Origin of the sequence: Heliorestis convoluta (assembly GCF_009649955.1) — a bacterium.
In the GTDB taxonomy this organism is placed as follows: Bacteria; Bacillota; Desulfitobacteriia; order Heliobacteriales; family Heliobacteriaceae; genus Heliorestis; species Heliorestis convoluta.
This window is the reverse complement of record NZ_CP045875.1, coordinates 1,135,070-1,156,650: the sequence shown is the minus strand read 5'-3', so window position 1 is coordinate 1,156,650 and position 21,581 is coordinate 1,135,070. Positions and strand designations below refer to the sequence as shown.

The following is a 21,581-nucleotide window of genomic DNA, read 5'->3' as shown; positions in this document are numbered from 1 at the left end:
AGGATATTGGTGGAATTTGTCGAATTGATAATGTATGAGTAATGTAAAGAATACAACTGATGTTGAAGATTTGATAAAACGCTGTGAGCAACTAGAAAGCCAAAATGCTCAGTTGATGGCTGAATTGAACTGGTTTAAGGAACAGTTAAAACTAAGTCGCCATCGCCAATTTGGCTCTTCTAGCGAACGTACTGATTCAGAGCAACAGCAGATCTCTCTCTTCAATGAAGTAGAAGCAGAAGCTCTTGCCCCTTTGGCAGAGCCTACAATAGAAAAGATCACTTACGAGCGCCGTAAAAAACGTCGTTCCCGTGAAGTTACATTAGAAAACCTGCCTGTGGAAACGATTGAATATCGTCTATCCGAAGAGGAGCAGGTTTGTTCCTGTTGCGGTGGTTCATTACACGAGATGAGCACTGAGGAAAGGCAAGAGCTTAAGATTATTCCTGCTCAAGTCAAAGTTGTTAAGCACGTCCGCTATGTTTACTCTTGCCGTCGTTGTGAGCAAGAAGAGATCCATACGCCCATTGTTACAGCTCCCATGCCTGCGCCAGTGCTTAAAAAAAGCCTGGTTTCTCCATCGGCTATGGCTTATTTGATGACGCAAAAATATGTAAATGGCATGCCTCTTTATCGTCAGGAACAGCATTTTGCGCACCTTGGCGTTAACTTGTCTCGCCAAAATATGGCCAACTGGATTCTCTACGGAGCACATCAATGGCTGAGCTTGCTTTACACTCGGATGCATCACTACTTGCTACTACAAGAAGTACTTTGCGCTGACGAGACGAGTCTTCAAGTGCTCCATGAACCAGGTCGAGAGGCGCAGACTACTTCATATATGTGGTTGTACCGCACTGGTCGCGAAGGTCCTCCGATCGTGCTTTATGACTACCAACAAACAAGAGCCGGTGAGCATCCCCGTCAGTTCCTTTCGGGATTCAAGGGCTTTTTAACTGTCGATGGCTATTCGGGCTATCATAAAGTTGAAGGCGTTACCCTAGCTTGCTGTTGGGCTCATTCTAGGCGGAAATTCACCGAGGCTCTTAAGGTGTTGCCTGATAAGAAGAAGCGTTCCGGCAAGACCGTTGCCGACGAAGGCCTAGAGTATTGCAACCAACTCTTTGCCATTGAACAGCAATTAAAAGATTTGACTAATGAAGAACGCTATGAAGAGCGACTAAAACGCAGCCAGCCAGTGCTGGATGCTTTTTTGGCATGGCTTCATAAACAAAGCCCCAATGTACTCCCAAAAAGCGCACTTGGTCAAGCCATTAACTATTGTTTGAATCAATGGGATAAACTCATTGGATTTATGTTAGACGGTCGCTTGGAATTAGATAACAATCGCAGTGAGCGAACCATAAAATCCTTCGTTTTAGGAAGAAAAAATTTCTTATTCTCCAATACTCCTCGCGGTGCCCAAGCTAGTGCGATTGTATATAGCATTGTCGAAACAGCCAAGGAAAATGGCCTGAATCCTTTTACGTATCTAAACTATCTCTTTGAGATACTTCCCAATGTAGATACTAAAGATGTGCAGGCGCTGGATCAGCTACTTCCCTGGTCTGAAACCCTACCCGAACTTTGCCGAGTAACTAAATAAAAGTTTAACCGGAACTCCATCTTGTCTTCAAGGTGGGGTTCTTTTTACGCTTACCTTGGAAATGAAAGTACCTCTCCCATCACGTGGCTTTTCCCAGTCCGTACATGGGTTTTGTTGGTGGGGTTGACTTGAGAATGCAAAAACCTGAGAGCTTCGATTGTGTTTCTACTCGGGTTTTGCTAAGGCTTTGCTTTGTTCGGTTTGTGATCGATTGCCTTTGTTTCGTTAGAATGTTTATAATTGATCGCATAGCGGGGCACAGTCCTTGTTGGTAGAGACTATCCTGGCAGGCTGTTAGGCTATGTCAATCCACAAGGGACACTAAGTATATGTTTTCAAATTATACTGCGGCTCATAAATAGCAATTGCAATTTCTTCAAGTTTTTTGGCTTCATTAGATTTTGTCGGTAATAATTCTAAAAACACATGTTTTTTTATATATTTAATCGCTTGAATCTGATCATTCTTAAACTTATATGCAGCGAGGTTATTTCGGAATGTTCCTCCTGTATTACCTGCTGTGAAGTTTTGTGTTACTCTTTTTTTTAAGCCATGGCTTTTTTCATATGATACCCCAATGTATAGTGATTTCTTAGTTCCTCCTTCTCCATTATTTTCAATTTCATAAAAATGATATATACCCGTTTCTTCTTTATATGCTTTCAACATTGAATAGTCATTACATTCGTCTTCATAAAAAAACTGATTGCAGGCAAAGGATTTAGAAAAATTTTTTTCAATTAAATCCTTTATTGCTTCGCATATATTCATGCCTATCCTCCTTACTTTCAGTTCCTTCCTAAAATCTTGAGGAGCCCCCTTATTAGAGGACTCCTGAATTCTTAGCTTCACCGAACAATTAATTAATTCTTTACTTCACCCTATAATACTCCACATACCAATCGGCAAACTTCTGCAGGCCTTCCTCAATAGAAGTCTGCGGCTTAAATCCTACGGCTTCATGTAATAGATCGGTTGAAGCGTAGGTGGCTGGTACATCGCCAGGTTTGATGGGTTCGAAAGCTTTATCGAATTCTACCTTCCGTCCTGTGGCTTTGCTTAAGGATCTTTCTAGCGTATCGATAAAGACCATTAGCTTCTCTGGATTGTTGTTGCCGATGTTATAGACTTTATGTGGTACAGAGTCTGTAGGTGGTTTGCTGATCAAGCGCTCGATGCCGATTACGATGTCATCGATATAAGTAAAGTCGCGGTAGAGGTCGTTTTCAAAGTCGCCGTTGTTGAAAATCTGAATGGGCTCTCCGGCAAAGTATTTGTTGGTAAAGCCGAAGTAGGCCATGTCGGGTCGGCCTAAGGGGCCGTAGACGGTGAAGAAACGAAGGCCTGTGGCGGGGATTTTGTAGAGGTGGCTGTAGGTATGGGCCATGAGTTCATTGGATTTTTTGGTTGATGCGTAGAGAGATACGGGGTTGTCTACAAAGTCTGTCTCTTCAAATGGCACTTTTTTATTGGCTCCGTAGACAGAGCTGGAGGAGGCGTAGACGAGGTGTTCTACGGAGTGATGGCGGCAAGCTTCTAAGATGTTGAAAAAGCCGATGATGTTGCTTTGAATGTAGGTATCGGGATTTTCGATTGAATAGCGGACACCGGCTTGGGCGGCTAGGTTTACGACGATTTGGGGTTTGTGCGTTTCAAAAAGATGGGTGATGATGGCTTTGTCAGCAATGTCGGCTTTGATGAAGGTGAAGTTTTTATAGGGTTTGAGTTGCTCTAAGCGTGCTTCTTTGAGGGTTACATCATAGTAATCATTCATATTGTCAAGGCCGATTACTTGGCAGCCCTGTTCTAGGAGTTTTTTCGATAGGAAATATCCGATGAACCCTGCTGCTCCGGTGATGAGATATCTTTTGCTCTGATCAAGAAGCTTGTATGTCAAGGTTCTTCGACTCCTTTTGGCTTTCTCTTTGGACAGCTTCTCTTCCTATAGAATGATACTCTACGCCTGCTTCTTTCATGGCTTCGATGGCGTAAATGTTTCTACCGTCAAAGACCAAAGGTGTTCTCATGCACTTCTTATAGGTTTCAGGCGCTACGGCTTTAATTTCTCCCCATTCGGTGAAAATGAAGCAGACATTGGCATTGTCTAAAGCTGCTTCTACATTGTCAACATAGGTTATCGTTCCTCTGCCATTTTTGCCTTCTGGATATACTTTGGCAAAGTTATCAGCACCGACAGGATCGTAGGCGTAGATGTCGGCGCCTTGTTCTAGCAAGAGAGGTACATTTTCTAGGGATGGCGCTTCTCTTAAATCGTCTGTTCCAGGCTTGAAGGTTAGGCCGAGGACGGCGACTTTGAGGCCGTTGAAGGTGATCAGTCTTTTGCTGGCTTTTTTATAGAGCATTGTTTTTTGGTCATCGTTTACATCGATGGCTGCTTTGATGGTTCGTAAAGCATAGCCATGTTGTTTGGCTAGGTACTCTAAGGCTTTGGTGTCTTTGGGGAAACAAGAACCGCCATAGCCGATGCCGGCATTTAAGAATTTGCTTCCGATGCGTTCGTCAAAGCTCATGCCTTGGGCTACGTCTTGAATGTCGGCACCGACGAGTTCGCAAAGGTTGGCAATGTCGTTCATATAGGATATTTTCAGAGCTAGAAAATCGTTGGAAGCATACTTAATCATTTCTGCGGAGCGTCTGTTGACAGAAACAATGGGTAAGTTAAAGGGTTCATAGATTTTCATCAGGAGTTCTTCTGCCCATTTGCTTTCTGTGCCGATGATAATTCTGGCGGCTTCTAAGGTGTCTTTGACAGCTGAGCCCTGGGCTAGGAATTCGGGGTTGGAAGCGACTTCTACTTTCACGTCATTGACTAAAAAGTCTTGGATAAACTGCTCTACTTTGTCGTTTGTTCCTACGGGGACTGTTGATTTGACAACGACGAGGCAGTCTTTTTCAATCGTTTCAGCGATTTGTCTGACTACAGTGGCTATGTAGGAAAGATTGGCAGAACCGTCTGGTTGTTCTGGTGTACCGACGCCGATGAAGATGGCATCAGCATCTCTGTAAGCTTCTCTGTAATCAGTGGTGTAGTCAAGCCTTCCAGCGGCGTAGTTCTTTTGCATCAATTCTTCTAGGCCTGTTTCGTAAATGGGGGAAATTCCAGACTTCATAAGATTGACTTTGTTTTCGTCGATGTCTACGCAGGTTACTTGATGGCCTATTTCGGCGAAGCAAACGCCGGCGACTAAGCCGACGTAGCCTGTTCCTGCTACTGCTATTTTGAACATTTGGTTATCATCCTTTGCTTTTTTTAAGATCACATTCTTGAAAAACGGTTATTTTCATCATGTTCTTTTGTTTTATTTGGGTATATTTTATCTATTACGCGAAGATAGCGTTGCTTAATAGTCGTTGTGTCTTTTCAGGAAGATTTTGTTAGTCATGTTTCCCCAGCACTAATACTTTGTCACTGGTGTCCTGATATTCTCAAGCCTTAATATTACAAGTCTCAAATGATAACCATTTCATTTCTACATCTATTTGAACCCCACATATAATAGCGAAGAACCCCTTAATTCTTGCTATTTTTATAGTCGTAACAATAAACAATTTTTATCTAACATTAATAATAAATCAGTATAGTCACGCTTAGTGCTCTAATATTTTCTTAGCTCTAGCATTCCATGTATAATTCTTAATAAAATCTTTATTAGCATTTTCACCTAATCTATTTCTTAGATTTATATCAGAATTTAACCTTTCTAGACTTCGTATCCATTCATTTATATCATCAGGTGAACACAGTAACGCATTTCTGTCATTTTCCAATACTTCCTTTAAAACAGGAAGATCTGAAGTTAATATAGCCTTCTTACTTGCCATATATTCAAAGAGTTTCAAAGGTGACATCCACTTACCTATATCTATGCTATTATTTCCATAAACTGAAACATGGCGTTGATATGGAGCAATTAAGACGTCGCAAGCTAAGCGGTACGCTTCTGTTTGTTTATGTGGTAGGTAACCATGAAAAATTATATTTTGCTCATTCTTTAATTTTTCTTTCCAATAATCAATATCTGATTCTAAACCTCCAATTATATGAAAATCAACCCACTTACAGCATTTCACAAGCTCCGATATAATCTCCATGCTTTTTCCTGGATATAAATGGCCTACATACCCAACTTTTAATCTACTTCCTTGAACTTTCAAATCTGCTTTTTTTGTATAATGTGGTATGTCTGCTCCGTCATGAGCTACAACTATTTTTTCTTCGTCAATTTTATATTCTTCTATAGTATAATTCTTTAATGCTTGCGAGATAACAACTACTTTATTTAGTTTGTTTTTTGTAAAATAATATAACAAGTAAGATAAAAATTTGTTGGAAAACGGCTTGTGTAATTCATATATAGCTTTCGAAGAGTTATTTGAAAATAATAATATTGTTAATAAAGATCGCCCATAAATTAACTCAGCCTTCCATTTCTTTACAGCCAACATCGCTTTTAACCCATACCAATGACCTGAGAGTTTATGGCTTTTATTTATAGGAATCCATTCTATTTCAAAACATCTTTCTACATCATAATAATTATAAACGTTATGTAACGCATCTGCGTTTCTGTATTTCGGTAGGAATAGTTTTACTTGATGTCCATTTTTCGCAAAAGCCTGGCACATCTTCATAACATTAATACTATTTGCTGTCCTAGACGGAACTATAGCAGTGGAAATGTACGCTATTTTCATCATTTACCTCTTTCTAATACTTTTCCAGTGGTGGTGAGCACTTCTCTGAAAATATGAGACACAAAAACACACACAAAGCCACTAACAGCGCCTAAATGCCGTACCCATTCGAAACTATTGTCTGTCAATGAGCCTCGAAGTTGCGTCTGAAGTCCCTGCTATTTACAGTCGGGGTTCGGACGGACAATACAGGTGGGGTGTTTGTGCGATATGGCTTAAATATTGTATATATTATCGTTAGTGCCTAAGCTTCTAGAAAGGTAGCTCAAACAAACCGTAAATAGTGGCCTAATTTGCTCCGGAGTCTTCATAATAAGTTAATTGCTTTTGTATGTAACCATACTCTCGTTAACATATTTTTGATAACTATTTAACTTCTTAAAAATTACTAGAAACATAAGCAGTGACCAGATCGCATAATATACAAAATAACTTATTCCTGCACCTGCAATATCAAAGTAATTCATTAGAGGGATTAATGAAACAAAATATACTATCGTGCTTAATAAATGTATGTAAAGAGAAAATTTAGGATGTCCTTGTGCGAGCATAGCTGGCTGTAACGGAAATGATATAACTGATATTGCAATCGCCATCATATACCATAAAAGAACAGTTTTTCCTTCAATGAATTCCATTCCTACTGTATGTTTAATAATAAAATCACCAAACAAAAAAATACAACCCATAAAATCATGACTGGAATGAAAACTAAGGCACTAGATTGAATTATCAGATTTTTGAAATCTAATAATTTCTTCTGAGTATACAATTTGGTTAACTGTGGATAAATAGCTTTATATAACGGATCTGCTAGTCTAGATAAAACCGATGAAAATTGTTTGGCTACTTTATATAAACCTACAGCATGATTTCCTAATATACTTCCCACTATTAATATATCTAACTGTCTCGTGGACATTCTAATTGAACTATTTAAATTTGTAGTGATTATAAATGTCCAAATATTTTTAATGTATCCCTTTAGTAAATTTATCCTTATATCTAATATATTAGATAAGTTTCGTTTTTTTAGTTCTCTAAAACCAAGATACTGCAGTAAAATGTGTCCTGCTATATCGGTAATAACCCACACAATCACAAATCCAAGTAATTCAGATTCCGTTATAAAAAGAATTATGACCCCAATCAGTTTTATCAATGATGTTAAAACGGCTTGAAAAGCTAACAACTTAAACTTATTAAACATACGTAATATTGCAATTGGTACTCCAGAAACGTGGAATAGTATAACAAAGCTAAAAAGCATTACATAATGATAAACATTTTCATCAATATTTATAAAAGGCCCTATAACTTTAATCATAGTAATAGCAAGTATTGTTGCTATTATTGCTGTTAATACATCAATAAGTAAAACATATTTTATCATTGCTTTGAAAAGGTCAACTTCTTGATTCTCATTAAAGTCAGTACCAAACTTAATCATGGCTTGCCAAGATTGAAAATTCATTAATCCATCTACTACTAATATGTAGGTTTGAATAAGTACAAGAATTCCAAAAGCCTCTGGTCCCAAGGTTCTAGCAGTTATTATGAGCGTAAGTAGCCCCATAACAGAAGCAATAATGTTGCCACTTAATAATGTTCCTGCATTTTTTAATAACTTGCTAATTAATTCATCTTTAAAAACCCTTGTTAAACGGTTAATCATTTTGTTTTCCAACCTGTTTGCGCCTTCAAATGTATTTCTAAAGAGGTTAACACAATAAGAGCATCCGCAAAATTACCCTGTTTTTTTAAGTGTCTATTTAAGATATCTTCAATATCTATCCAATCAATAATGCCTCGAGATTTTAAATCCATAATATTTGAGCTAAATATTGAAAGTAAATCTTCTCTTTCACGAATACCATTCCTAAAATCCAAATAATTTATATAAGGGTTAACAAAACCATTTAGACTTCTTCCGAGAAAACTTTTAATTTTGTTTTCAATCTTTTTTACCTCAATTTTAATATTTCCAGATTTTAAAGGTAACCCATAATTATTTTTCGTTTTTTGACTAAAAAGTTTAGGAAATGCCTTTAACATCATTTCAATAAATAAATATTTTCCTAGTCTAAATCTATTATCTAGACTAAGCATAAAATCCATAAACCCGTTATTAATAAATGGTGTTTTGTAATTATAACCTTTAATTAAAACATGCGGTGCAGTTAATTTCCTAACCCTTTCGTTAAATAATATTTGTTCCTCATAAGTTACTAATTTCTTATCGATAGTATTAAAATTTATATAATCTATAAGAAAATCATTTTCAATATTAGATAACGACAATGATTTAACATATTTATATTTATTAAGATATTTGAGTTTAGCATCTTTTAGGTTTGTCACAGGATGTGTAGGTAAATGTCCACCTACAATTAAATCTCCTATATAGCCTGACCAGACCACATGATTACTAAATAATTCGTCTACTAACCAAACAGGCGGATGGTGAAATAGCATTGTTTGATTATTTATCCTGTTTGAGATATCAATTAATTCATCCTGGCAATATTTATGGGTAGTCAACGGTAAATTAGTATGCTTAGTTCCAGCTTTTTTTGCTATCAGTCCTCCAATTTCATAATCTAGTGTACCTGGAGTGCCAAATGTGTAAGTGAATATATTGCTAGCATCAGTAAATTCTAATAACGCGGCTAAAATAGCCCTGCTGTCTAAACCCCCACTTAAAGGTACAACATGCTGGTAGTTGTATTCGAAATCTTTCGATATTGCTTCAATAAATTTTTCTATGCCTAAATTAACTAATTCATTTTCTTCCAAGCTTGTATAAATTAGTTTATCGATTTTCGAAAATTCAAGGGGTAAATCATCTTTTTCATAATTCATAAAATAACCATACTGAAGAAAAGATTTAACATTTTTTAAATTCATACCTATTTACACTTCCTCTATAATTTAATATTCAGTTGTAATTAATAAGCATTCGGGAGCAATATCACTTAACTGAAAAATTATGGCTCGCCATTTAGTGTAGGTTGGAGCCCCGAACCAAACTGCGCAACTATTATGGATTGTTTGGAGCCCCCCTTCCAAAAGCTGAGCCACTAACGGCAAAGTGCATTATTTATAGTACGTCGCACAAACATCGCCACTTGGATTGTCCATCCGAGCTAGCCGTCTGTAAATGACAAGGGATTCCGCCAGCCCTTAAGGCCCATTGAAAGCCCCCAGTCTCGAACGGGTACGGCATTTAGCGGTATTAGTAGCTTTGTGTGTTGTAGCTCAAAACCCGTGAAAAACCGTCGGAAAGGTGGCTCATTTTTTCCGGAGAAGTGGCTCTCTGGAACCGTAATATACATAGGTAAACAACAGCCATAATAGTGTCATTCAGTCTATAAAAAGAAAAGCAGCTACCGGTCAAGTTCTAAATAGCAAAGAGTCACTGACCCGTACCCGATTTGTTGGACACCACCAAATTTATAGCTTAATTGAGGAAATTGCGTTTTCTATTTCAAGCAATTTAGTTTTTAAATTATGCTTATTATAAATTGTGTCAATTGCGTTTTCACTAATACTAGCTCTTAATATTGGATTCTCATAAAGTTTTATTATTGCTAATTCTAAAGGTTCCGATTGATTAGGCTCTATAAGAATACCATTAATTGAATCGTTAATTACTTCTGCAGGACCAGTTTCACAGTTTGCTGCAATAGAAGGAATACCTAAGGCCATAGCTTCTAGTAGTGCATTAGGAAAACCTTCGCTTCTAGATGGAAAAACAAACAAATCTCCTTTTATTAGATAGTTAAAAGGATTCTTCTGTTCTCCTAAAAAATTACCCAATCAGAAATATTTAAATCAATAGACATTTTTAAATACTCACTTTCTTTTTCACCATCTCCAATAACAACTACTTTAATATCTTTTATATCATTCCGATTTGATTTAATTTTAGAAATAGCTCTTAATAGTATGTCTAAACCTTTTCTATGAACAAGTCTTCCTAAGAATACAATTACAAACTTACCCTTTGTAACTTCAGTAAAAGTCTTATTATCTTCTTTCGACATTTTTTTATATAATCTATATCAACCCCGTTTTGGACCACTTTAATATTGTCGCCATCAATACCGTAAGTATTTATACAGTTAGTCTTTGCTTTCTGTGATACAGAAAAAATTAGATTAGCTTTAGATATTAAATAACCTTGAGCTTTGTTCTTTATTTTATTCATATTTTGATTAGTTGCACTACTTAAGAATAATACGTAAGGTATTTTTAAAATTAAACTTGATATTGCAACTAAAAAATTAGACCTCCATGCTCTACTAATTACTAAATCAAATTTTTCTCTACTTAATAATTTAATAAGTCTTAACATAATTTCAAACGTGTTTTTTTTGCATAATACGACATTAAGGCAATGGATCTTAATGTTTTTATACATATTCTTAAATGAACCAGTATCTTCAAAAGTTATAACCGTAACATCTACTTTTGACTGAAGATGCTTAGCAATATAGTAAGCTTGTCTCTCTGTTCCACCAGCTTTTAAATAAGGTAAAATTATTGCAATTTTTTTCATTTTTTTCCTTTCTGCGAGGGCTGTTATTTTTATTTTCTTGAAAACGATACCTTGTAATTTTTATTAAATTTCAACAATCCAGTGAGCAACCCTAACATTATCCAGAATTTAATATTTTCTATATATGAGCTGCTCATCATAAAAGGAAAAAAACCTATGCCTAACCATATGATAACTATATTGTATATTTCTTTGTTTTTTATAGTTAAGTTTTTAAATATTATTAGTAAAAATACAATTATAAGAATAGTACCAATAATCACGCCAAAATTTGCTAATACTTCTAAGAAAAAATTATGTACATATATTCCATTTACTGCTCTATCTCCACCTATTCCAATTCCTAAGATAGGATTAATTAAAATTTCTCTAATAACATTTTCATAAAGATTATCTCTACCACTCAAAGGTATATCATCACTCAAGAGCACTCTTATTGTTCGACTTTCTATTCCAATATTAAGAAAGAATATGTATAAATATTCTAAAATTTGTTTTGAATATAAAAGTAAAGCTACAATCGTTCCTATCGAGCTAAAGTAAAAAACCATTTTTCTATAACTTAATTTATAGTCAAATCTGGCAAGCTTTAATATGACAAATAATGCGGAACATATAAGAGCTCCTCTCGAACCAAGTGAAAGTATTATCATAAGCGAAACTAAGGCATATAACAGAGCTTTTACTGAGATTTTCTCAAAAAATTCATCTAAATACATTATTGTTGGTAATAACATATAATATGATAAAGGCAAACTATATCGACCCACCGAAGCTCCTCCAATAAAAATTAGAGTGCTTAAAATTATACCTAATAGCAAAACTATTAGACTTGCTTTTAACATCACTCGTTTTAGTATATTTACGTTATAAATACATATACTAAAAATAAAAGCTGGTAAGCACATAAAAAACACTGGAAAAATTAAATCTTTTAAATGTATATGGTTTTCCGGAAAAAGAATAAAGTTAACCAAAAAAATTAAAAAAGCAATTGTATAAATTCCTATGATTTTTATTTTGCTTTTTTTTATAATTATTGGTAATGCATATAAATATATTAATCCTACTGTTAATTTGGAAAAGGTTTGAATTTTTGACGCGATGTCAGTATGAAATAATTCAAAAAAAGTCAATAAAAAAAACTGAATTGGAAGTATTACAAATGGTGCTACAAGTGCAATAGATAATATTGTATTTTCATATTCATTTTTATTTATTTTTTGTATTTTGTATAGGTAATTCATTGGCAAGACCCTCTTAATTTTTATACACTAAATATATATGTATAGATTTATATAAATCTTCTAAAGGACTTGACACTATTCTCCACCGTATATTGTTTTTTTATCAATTCAGATAAATCTTTGCCCATATTAGTAATTATACTAGGTGAACTTTTATATAGGTCAATTATTTTATCTACTTCTTCATTGTTTTCCCAATTAATGAAAAATTGACCTGTTTCTTTTGCAATAATATATTCGGGGGCATGCTCACATTGATTATCAATAACTATAGGCCTACCAAATTGACCTGCAGTAACAACCAATAAACCGACATGTCCTGGATTAGCAACAATATGCGCCCACTGAAAATGAGGTTTTAGTTCGTCACCTATTTTAGAGCCAAAAGTTGATATTCTTTCAGACAAACCATATTCTAAGATTTTTTCTTCCAATACATCCATCCCTGGACCTATTAATCTTATACATACATCTTCTCGTCTTTTTGCTAAATATATCAGTCGTTCAATTTTCTTTCTTTTTTGATATCGTCCAACAAATATAATATTTAATTTATTATTTATCTTTTCTATTGGCAATACTTCTATATCATCTGCACTTAAATATGTATTATTAAATGAAAATATAGGCACATTTATCCCATCAGATTTAAGCTTTTCAACATACTCATTTGTATAAGTTAACACTCCATTACTATTATTAAGAAAAAACCTTCTTAATAATTTAACAAGGAACATGTTGTTTCTTCCGTATATATGGCCAACCCAAACCCAATTTGTTTTTTTCTTAAAAGACTTGTACCACATAAAAATAAAAAGTCTATGAGGATATCTTAAGCTGTAAAAAGCAAAAACAGTGTCCCATTCTTGTTTAACTGATAAATTAATTTCTTTCGGCACTATGTAAATTTTTAATATTTTTTCAAAAAAATTAAGTGATTTGGTTTTTATTAAATTGCAATATTTTTCAATTTCACTTTTGGGAGCGATATGATTTAATTTCTCTAGCTCTAGACTCGTTACAGTCAAACTACATTTTTGTGCAAATTGTTTAATTAGCTTTTCTCTATAATGAGGTATAAATGCACTTAAGATAAGTACTTTTTTCAAAGAAAAACACCATCCTATTAATCGCATCTTTTAATTTACTTAATAAAAGTTTGATTGCATAAAAAACATTAACTCTCAGTGGACCTTTGTTGTCACTTAAAAATCATTGAACCTGCTAAAGATAAACATTCGATTCAAATCAAATGTCAGTTTGCAAAGTCTAAAACTTAACAGCGAAAAAAATTGTTTAAGAGAGTAACTTCCTTTTTGAAGAGAACTCGCAAAAACAATTATGAGCCAACTTAGAAAGCTTTATACACAGCTGTTAGGTTTTCAGTAGTGATTAGTTCATTCAGGCTAAATTTTATTCTTTCAGTTTCTTTTTCTACTGTATCTTTAATTCTTATCTTTATTTCATTTTTATTATTAATAACAAAATCGCATTCATTAACCAAATCCGTTACTTCATCTTCAACAAATTTATACGGTAATTTAAATTTTTGCATTAAGCCAGGATTTTTGAGCCCCCAATCTTCGTCAAAAAAACCCACAGCCGGGGTATAGGTTGACAATGCCATAATAATTGAGTGTAATCTCATCCCAATAAGCAAATCACAATTTCTATATATTTCTCTTAAAACAAGACAATCATATTCTTCTATTAAAGTAACTTTAGACGTATGTTTATACTTATTATAAATCTGTTCAGTTATTACTTTATCTTTTCTCGTTTGTATAATTAATGTCAGTTGAGTGTTTTCCATTTCTAGATAATGCTCTATTGTTTTCTTAATAACTTTCATTATTTTATTTTTCTTAGTTTCACCTAATTCCCCTAGATCTCCTACGACTTGAGTGCGTAATGTTATAGCTATTTTTTTAGACCTTAGATTGAAAAATTTAGAATATCTATCTTTATATTTTTCTTTAGCTCTATTGTTATCTTTTATAAAAAATGCTAAATCAATAGACTTTTCCATTTTCAAGTTTGAAAATGTTTCTTTTAAATAATGATAACTTTTGTCTTCTCTGGTAAAAACTCTTTTTGCTTGTTCTAAATTTTTGTTTAACAATTTATGACCTAATCTGTTAATATTAGAAGCCGACTGAGGAAAAATAATAAAAGGAATTTTTTTTTCTCTAGCTTTTTTTAGTGGATACATTAATGCTAACAGTCGTGCATAATCAGCAAAAGATTCCGCTCTGAATAGGTTACCTCCATTAAATATAATCAGGTTTGAAGATGTTAGCTCATTAATAAAATAATTATCTTCATTAATTCCTATTGTTTTTAGATACCCATTAAAGTGATTCAGTACAGTTACCATTTTATTATCATCTCTATTAAGCTTAAAAGGACCACCATAAAATTTAATTTTTGGGTAATATTCATTTATGTAAGCTTTGCTTTTTTGGAATTCTTTATCATTTTCATTGGATTTTGAAAAAGCCTTTATTTTAAAATTCAAATCTTGGAGTAAATCAAAAGCTCCTAGGTTGATCGCCATATCACCACTATTTTTTAAATCATAAGTATATATTAGTGAAACAATACTCAATTACTTAACCTCCAAGCCATTTATTTATTAAAAAAAGGAAACAGTTTTTATCTTATAAACTATAAACTATAAACTAAATTTATAATTTATAGCAGCTATTTAAATTGCAAATATTTTTAGTATCTAGAATCAACTTATCTTTAATAAGATCCGTGTTATTCTTAATATGATCATGTCCCACCATAACTACAAGAATTTCAATTTCATTTAAAAAATCTTCAAAATACATGAATTGATGCTCAACGATTCTTTCCTTAATTAAAGGATCAAATACTTTAACCCCAATAGCTAAATGTTCGTCCATTCTCTCTAATAATTGAAGTGTTGGACTTTCTCTAGTATCATCAACATTTTCTTTATAGGTCAATCCATATAGTCCAACTTTTGAAATATCTCTAATGCCATGATCTCTCATTATATCTCTGATCCGTCCTAATACATGTCTAGGCATAGAGTCGTTAATTTTTCTCGCCGTCAAAATAAGATTTGTTAAATCTGGATAATCTCCAACTAAAAACCATGGGTCTACAGAGATACAATGGCCACCAACACCTGGGCCTGGTTGTAATATATTAACTCGTGGATGCATATTGGCAATTCTAATAATTTCATAAACATCCATATTATCAGTCCTGCAAATTTTAGCTAACTCATTCGCAAATGCAATATTGATATCTCGGTACGTATTTTCAATGACTTTTGACATTTCTGCTGTTCTTATATCAGTTACCACGATTTCTGCTTTACAGAAGTTTGCATACAAACCTTTAACTTTCTTTGCCATTTCAAGGTTATCTGCTCCTATAGTTCTTGCATTGTTTTCAAGCTCATAAATCATGTTTCCTGGAATAATTCTCTCAGGAGCATGCACTAAATGTACATCTTCTCCTAAAACGTACCCTCTTTTTTCTATTTCAGGTCGAATGTATTTATCAGTTGTTCCTGGAGAAATAGTAGATTCGATAATTATGCTTGCTCCTCTTTCACAAACCTCAAGAACACTATTAACTGCTGATATTACATACCTAGGATCAAGTTTTTTACTTTCCTTAATGTATGGTGTTGGAACCGCTAGAATATACGTATGAGTCTTCTGGTATTCTGTTGTAAATTCTATTCCATTTGACAGTGCCTCTTGGAACAAATTTTCCAAACCATCTTCTTCAAAAGTAAGTCTACCCTCAGTTAATGATTTTACTAGATTAGCGTTGTAATCAGTACCAACCACTTTTATTCCATTTTTGGCAAACATAAGTGCTGTAGGTAAGCCTATATAGCCGAGTCCAATAATATTGATCATATGTAAATGACTTCCTTTCGTATGATCCGTCCTTTACTTTTCATCAGCTTATGAGATTAATATTAGTCTTCACATTGAATTTATCGTTAGTTAAAGGAATTTTCACAGATACACACTTTACTTTTTCTTTTTTTAAGTAGTACAAACTTCTGTAAGATTTTTTGATATTTATAGCTCCTTCTGTTTCTATAATGCATATGATTTGACCTTCATGATATAGTTCAAATCCTGTTGATATTCTTTTTACTTCACATGGCGTGTGGAAATAAAATTCACAATATTCTCCATTACCTATAACTTCATCAACAACTGTATATCCTAATTTATTTTTTTCAATAATTCGCTTATGTTGATATCCGTTTATTGAATTCATAGTACCTACAAAGCAATTATTTTGAAAATTGACATGTTTAATCTTTGTCCAGTCTGTTACCAAAAAAGCGCCCTTTTTATTCATTTGATCAATACCTTTTATTTTTGCTGTATTGTGACCTTTCGTTGAAGAAAGGTCTTTCCCCAGCTCACTAGCATAAGAATAAGTTCCACTGTCACACAAAACATTTATTCCTTTGTGCCACAAATCTATATGTAGTTGGTCCATATGTGCGGGTCTTGACTTGTAATTTTGTAAACAAGTCATCAAAAAACCACCATTATGACGAAAAATATAAAAACCAGAATCAGCAAATATTGAGGTTTTACGTTTAATTTTTTCTAGAGGTAGTTCTTTTTTATTACCAAACCACAATAACTCTTCATCATAATCATTATCTTCGTACAATCTTTTACCTTCTACAAACGCATACATCGTATTCAAGACTGGGCGAAAATCACGGTACCCACATGATGTTACTGGAAAAATAAGCGCTCCATCATTTGAACCATAATTAGGGACATCTCCATCATCGTTTTGAGCTTGATACATTAACAAAACACTATTTTTTATTCTTTCAGTTTCTTTTATGTAAATTTTGGTTTTTTCGCTTATTTTATAAACACATTCAATAATCTGAAGTGTAAATCTATGATAATTAAATGAGTATTGTGTAAAGCCACCATCTGGTTCGAATTGATTTATTATTTCTTTATCAAGTAATTCATATGCTTTCTTAACAGCAAATGTATCATCACAACACCAAGCCCCTACAATTAGGCCACAAATCTCAGAAAATGTATGGTTATTTTTAATGCATTTATGTGCATAAAAAAAGTTAGATAAAACCTTCTTGTAGCATCTTTCCACAAGTTGTATTACGTTCTCTTTATCATTCTTTGAGGTAAGTCCGCAATCTTTGAATATAGAATAAGCTATAAGTGTATTTACCATTCGAAGTGTACATTCTTGTCCACATTTAAAGTTTACTCCGTATGGATAAGGATTGTTTTCAAGCCAATCCTCTAATTGTTTTGAGAACGCGATATAGTATTTTTGGTCATCAGTTAACAAATATGCTCTAACAAGGTAGAAGAAATGTGTTAATCGTGATGCTTCCCAGATGACTTTTATATCACCTAAGTCTTTATCAAAATCAGGTAAATGATACCATTTAACATTTTTCTTGCTTTCAACTCCTGTAAGCGGGTTGTAATGCCAGTTAATAGGATTTCCAAAATCAAGTTTAATCGAGGAAAATCCAGTAATAATCCCATTAACTGCTTTGTCAGCAACTAATACGATTTCTTTTTGTTTATCTTCTGTTAGCTTATCTAAAAAATTCTTTATCGCTGGAACATCGAATTCAAATAAGTCAATTCTCTTTACTTTAACATTTTTTTCGAAGATTTTTTCTGTTGCAGGAAATGCAGACAACATTTTTAATTTTGCTGAGTAGAAAGATCGATTAATTGCCCATTTTACTCCATATTCAGTTAATAGGGATTTGACTTCTTTTATCATTGTCTTAACTTCTCCACTACTGAAATTAATTTTTTCGTTAAAACTTTATAATCATAATGTTTTGCACCATTTTTAGCGTTTTGACTCATTTTACTGTAAGATTCTTTAGGCATATCATATATGCGCATAATGGCTTTCGCCAATTCGTCAGGTGTATCCCTTTCTAAGGACAAACCACACTCATATTTTTTTAAAGGACAATAACCCATTTTGACAGTTGAGATAATTGGCTTTCCTGATGCCATGTATTCAAACAGTTTGTTTGAACTGTTACCTCTAGACCAGTTATATTTTGTTTGCGAATAATTTAATATGTTTACTGAGGATTTACTTAGTACGTAAGGAATAAATTTTTTATCTACATATCCCTTCATTTTTACATTAGTCAATCCTTCATCCGAAACACGTTTCTTTAACATTGCTAATTGATTACCGTCACCGTATATTAGAAATTGGATGTTTCTTTGTTCTTTCAATAACTTCGCAGTATCTAAAATATTTCCTACATTATTAATTGGACGTACCGCTCCCGTATATACTACATTAAATTTACCACTCATTAAGTCTGGATCTTGTAAAGAATTCTCATCTATCTGTTTATTAAACGCTTCAATATTTACACCATTGTTTATATAATGACACTTATCGAGCTCAATATCTCCACCTTGTTTAGTAGTCCAATTTCTATCTTTAAGGTAATCCGAATCGCCTTCTTTTAAAAAAATTATTGCATCTGCATTCTTGTATATCCAATGCTCGCCACTTATTAGCAACTTCCCCAAAAGACTATTTTCCTTTGTTTTGCCATAAGCAAATATTGCCTCAGGCCATAAATCTCGCACCTCGCATATACAAGGGACTTTAAACCTCTTTGAAATCTTAATGCCAGCAGCCATAGCTAATGGATGTGGAGATGAAGCAATAATTAAGTCAGGCTTACCATATTGATTAAAATATTTTTTAGTCACACTATATAAATTTCTGTAATAAGATGCCATATTTTTTACTCTTGCCAAAGTATTTTTAGCAGAAGACGGCGTCTTCACAAATACAAAAGAAACACCTGAATGTTCTTCTACGGTAAACAACCTACCATCATCTATTAAATTAATGTCTGAAAAATGAAGGTATGATGCTGCAAAGATTGTGGTTTTATAATTTTCCGTACTCATATTTATTGCAAAATTGTATGGTCTTGTGAATCCATTCATTGTTGGTGGGGTTGCATAGTGATGAAAAACCCAAATATTTTTACAATCATTACGGTTTACCATAATTTTAATCACCGACATTCTTTTCTGTTGCCATTATTGAATCTTCAAATGCTACTTTCTCATAATGTATCCTGTTACCCTTCATTAAAGTTCCTGGACCACCAGTCATTTCTTTATCATAAACAAAAGAGCCAAAGACTTTCCTAAATGTCTCTGACTGTTTAAGGCCCATAGAAACAGCCCAGTTTAACATATTTGTTACTTTTAAGTCCTTACCATTTGCTTTTGCAATAAGCCTCACTAACTCAGTCGTATTTACAAAGTCTTTATTCTGCGGGAAAAATAAACCATTTACCCTATGGTCAATTAGAATGCGGAGGAACTCAGTTAAATTGTCAATGTAAATCATACTTCGTTCATTATTCACATGTGGAAAAACCGGTAGTCTTAAAGCCAAGTTTGCTAGCCTACCATAGTTTCCTGGACAACTATTTCCATAAACAATAGGGGGACGTAAGATTGCTACATTAAAATCATTAGAATCTATCTTTCTTAACATTTTTTCTGCTTCATATTTAGATTTAGCATATGAGGTTTTAGGATTAGGGAGAGTATCTTTCGTAATATAACCTGTCTCTGTACCATAGACCCCCATCGTACTTAAGAAAATAAATTGCTTAATTCCTTCTTTTTTTGCTTTATTAGCAACATCTATAGTCAAGTCTCTGTTAACCTTAAAGTATTTTTTGACGTCATTTTCTTTGACATGAACGATGGCAGATGTGTGAAACACAACATCATAACCTACAAAAGATTTATCTTTCCAACTATCATCCCTCAAACTGATCGAATCAGCAGAGTACATATCAGGATACTGTGAAACCCACTTCTTAAATGATGTACCTATGTAACTGTTTTCTCCAGTAATGAGTATCTTTTTCATTTTGAAATGGTCTCCTCTTTCGTAGTAGCTGCCTCTAAAGACCCCAAGTTCATATCAACTAAGCATTTATTTACATATCGGTCTTCACCAAACAACATAACGCCAACGGTTCTAAAAATAATCTTTATATCTAGCCACAAGCTAAAATTGTCTACATAATAAACATCAAACTTATATCTATCATCTAACGAAAGATAAATGTTTCCGCTAACTTGTGCTAATCCAGTCATTCCTGGGAGCATATTAAGTCGTTTGGATACTTCATCAGTATAATCATCAAGAGATGCAATCCGCTCAGGCCTTGGACCTACCAGGCTCATTTCGCCTTTCAGTACATTTAAGACTTGCGGAATTTCATCTAATTTTGTTCTTCTGAGAAGCTTACCAACTGGTGTGATTCGGTCATCGTCCATCATGACCTCTTGACCCTTTATCATCTTCTCTGATCCAGGTCGCATTGTTCGAAATTTATAAACCTTAAAGATTTTTTTATTTAACCCCGGCCGATCTTGCAAGAAAAATACTGGACCTGGCGAAGTAACTTTGATTAGAATTGCTACAACAATCCATATCGGTAGTAATAGAATCAATACAATTAAAGAAACAACAATGTCTATCAAACGTTTAATGTTTTTTTGAAACCCTTTAACCTCCATTACTCTCCCTCTATTTCATAATCAATCGGAACTAGATAGCCATCGCGAAGTTTTATTTCACCTTCGTCTTTATATGTGGTTGCTGACCATATTCTCATCGTTTTATCATTAACTTTAAAAAAAGCACCCGGATATGGATGCGTGACAGCTCTAACTAATTTATCAGCTTCATCCATAGTCATGCTGCTTAGTATCTCGCCATCTTCTGGCTTTCTTCCTGGCCATTCGGTGGCATCATCTTCGTTTTGTTTCATCAATGTGATGTTGTTATTGATAATATCATTCCAATATTTTGATATCAGTGTGATATGCATAGCATTTACTTTTTGATACAGCTTCGTTGCTGTTGTGTTCTTATCAAGAATAATTACGCCTTGACCTATGATTTCTCCAGTATCAACACCTTCGTCTAGCTTGAACATGGTGACACCGGTCTTTTCTAATCCTTTAATGATGGCCCAAGGGATAGCTGCTCTTCCTCTTCCTATCGGTAATAAAGTAGGATGCATACCGATACATCCATAGGTAGGTGCTTCAAGCACTTCTTTTCTAGCAATTTGAGACCAACCTATGATAAAGAGCCAATCTATTTGATGTTCTTTTAAAGTATTAAGAACTTCTTGGTCGTTGATATTATCTATTTTCAAGAGTGGGACTTGATGTTGTGTAGCGATGTCATCTAGATATATTCTCCCTGACTTATCTTTCGCTTTTTCATCTTTTAGCGTTATAAGCAAGTCTAGGTTGCCACCGATACGATAAATTTCTTCAATGCAACTTAATCCTAATTGTACACAAGTTGCAAAGGCTACTTTTTTCTTCATCAGCATTCA

17 protein-coding genes and 1 pseudogene are annotated in these 21,581 nt (G+C 33.9%); 1 reads left to right on the top strand and 17 read right to left on the bottom strand.

From position 1 onward, the window contains the following. The first annotated feature begins 34 nt into the window (after window positions 1-34). Window positions 35-1,606 carry an IS66 family transposase gene (gene tnpC, locus FTV88_RS05305; RefSeq protein WP_153724723.1) on the top strand — a complete coding sequence of 524 codons (1,572 nt, stop codon included), beginning with the start codon at window positions 35-37 and terminating at the stop codon, window positions 1,604-1,606. 321 nt (window positions 1,607-1,927) lie between these two features. On the opposite strand, the gene FTV88_RS05300 is transcribed toward tnpC, so the two are convergent. From FTV88_RS05300 to FTV88_RS05215, 17 genes and pseudogenes are all read right to left on the bottom strand, one after another. Further along, window positions 1,928-2,377, bottom strand: coding sequence for a hypothetical protein (locus tag FTV88_RS05300; RefSeq protein ID WP_153724722.1), 450 nt, complete (start codon window positions 2,375-2,377; stop codon window positions 1,928-1,930). A 100-nt stretch (window positions 2,378-2,477) separates the two neighbouring features. After that, a complete protein-coding gene (locus FTV88_RS05295) occupies window positions 2,478-3,503 on the bottom strand; it encodes an SDR family NAD(P)-dependent oxidoreductase (protein ID WP_153724721.1) in 1,026 nt (341 codons plus the stop codon). Then, window positions 3,484-4,854 carry a UDP-glucose dehydrogenase family protein gene (locus FTV88_RS05290; protein WP_153724720.1) on the bottom strand — a complete coding sequence of 457 codons (1,371 nt, stop codon included), beginning with the start codon at window positions 4,852-4,854 and terminating at the stop codon, window positions 3,484-3,486. The genes FTV88_RS05295 and FTV88_RS05290 overlap by 20 nt, the downstream gene beginning before the upstream one ends. Window positions 4,855-5,215: 361 nt before the next feature. Further along, window positions 5,216-6,325 carry a glycosyltransferase family 4 protein gene (locus FTV88_RS05285; RefSeq protein WP_153724719.1) on the bottom strand — a complete coding sequence of 370 codons (1,110 nt, stop codon included), beginning with the start codon at window positions 6,323-6,325 and terminating at the stop codon, window positions 5,216-5,218. Between the two features lie 637 nt (window positions 6,326-6,962). Beyond that, entirely contained in the window at window positions 6,963-7,997 is a 1,035-nt protein-coding gene (locus tag FTV88_RS05280) for an oligosaccharide flippase family protein (RefSeq protein ID WP_162007908.1), read from the bottom strand. After that, window positions 7,994-9,229 (bottom strand): asparagine synthase-related protein, encoded by a 1,236-nt coding sequence (locus tag FTV88_RS05275; RefSeq protein ID WP_153724717.1) that lies wholly within the window; start codon window positions 9,227-9,229, stop codon window positions 7,994-7,996. Before FTV88_RS05275 ends, FTV88_RS05280 begins: the two co-directional genes overlap by 4 nt. Window positions 9,230-9,775: 546 nt before the next feature. Then, window positions 9,776-10,368: pseudogene (locus tag FTV88_RS15820) on the bottom strand (glycosyltransferase). Continuing rightward, window positions 10,314-10,883 carry a glycosyltransferase family 4 protein gene (locus FTV88_RS05260; protein ID WP_153724714.1) on the bottom strand — a complete coding sequence of 190 codons (570 nt, stop codon included), beginning with the start codon at window positions 10,881-10,883 and terminating at the stop codon, window positions 10,314-10,316. The pseudogene FTV88_RS15820 and the gene FTV88_RS05260 overlap by 55 nt, the downstream one beginning before the upstream one ends. A gap of 29 nt (window positions 10,884-10,912) precedes the next feature. After that, window positions 10,913-12,130, bottom strand: a complete 1,218-nt coding sequence (locus tag FTV88_RS15815; protein ID WP_243137349.1) for an O-antigen ligase family protein — start codon at window positions 12,128-12,130, stop codon at window positions 10,913-10,915. A gap of 47 nt (window positions 12,131-12,177) precedes the next feature. Continuing rightward, on the bottom strand, window positions 12,178-13,239 hold the full coding sequence (locus tag FTV88_RS05250) for a glycosyltransferase (RefSeq protein ID WP_162007907.1): 1,062 nt from the start codon (window positions 13,237-13,239) through the stop codon (window positions 12,178-12,180). A 242-nt stretch (window positions 13,240-13,481) separates the two neighbouring features. Beyond that, window positions 13,482-14,738 (bottom strand): polysaccharide pyruvyl transferase family protein, encoded by a 1,257-nt coding sequence (locus tag FTV88_RS05245; protein WP_153724712.1) that lies wholly within the window; start codon window positions 14,736-14,738, stop codon window positions 13,482-13,484. A 79-nt stretch (window positions 14,739-14,817) separates the two neighbouring features. Beyond that, window positions 14,818-16,038, bottom strand: coding sequence for a nucleotide sugar dehydrogenase (locus FTV88_RS05240; RefSeq protein ID WP_153724711.1), 1,221 nt, complete (start codon window positions 16,036-16,038; stop codon window positions 14,818-14,820). 43 nt (window positions 16,039-16,081) lie between these two features. Beyond that, entirely contained in the window at window positions 16,082-17,935 is a 1,854-nt protein-coding gene (locus FTV88_RS05235) for a heparinase II/III domain-containing protein (RefSeq protein ID WP_153724710.1), read from the bottom strand. After that, complete coding sequence (locus tag FTV88_RS05230; protein WP_153726522.1) at window positions 17,932-19,209, bottom strand: glycosyltransferase family 4 protein; 1,278 nt, start codon at window positions 19,207-19,209, stop codon at window positions 17,932-17,934. Before FTV88_RS05230 ends, FTV88_RS05235 begins: the two co-directional genes overlap by 4 nt. Before the next feature lie 4 nt (window positions 19,210-19,213). After that, window positions 19,214-20,092: an NAD-dependent epimerase/dehydratase family protein gene (locus tag FTV88_RS05225; protein ID WP_153724709.1), complete on the bottom strand. Its 879-nt coding sequence runs from the start codon at window positions 20,090-20,092 to the stop codon at window positions 19,214-19,216. Continuing rightward, complete coding sequence (locus FTV88_RS05220; protein WP_153724708.1) at window positions 20,089-20,748, bottom strand: sugar transferase; 660 nt, start codon at window positions 20,746-20,748, stop codon at window positions 20,089-20,091. The genes FTV88_RS05225 and FTV88_RS05220 overlap by 4 nt, the downstream gene beginning before the upstream one ends. Beyond that, window positions 20,748-21,572 carry a formyltransferase family protein gene (locus FTV88_RS05215; RefSeq protein WP_153724707.1) on the bottom strand — a complete coding sequence of 275 codons (825 nt, stop codon included), beginning with the start codon at window positions 21,570-21,572 and terminating at the stop codon, window positions 20,748-20,750. The genes FTV88_RS05220 and FTV88_RS05215 overlap by 1 nt, the downstream gene beginning before the upstream one ends. Window positions 21,573-21,581: the final 9 nt, after the last annotated feature.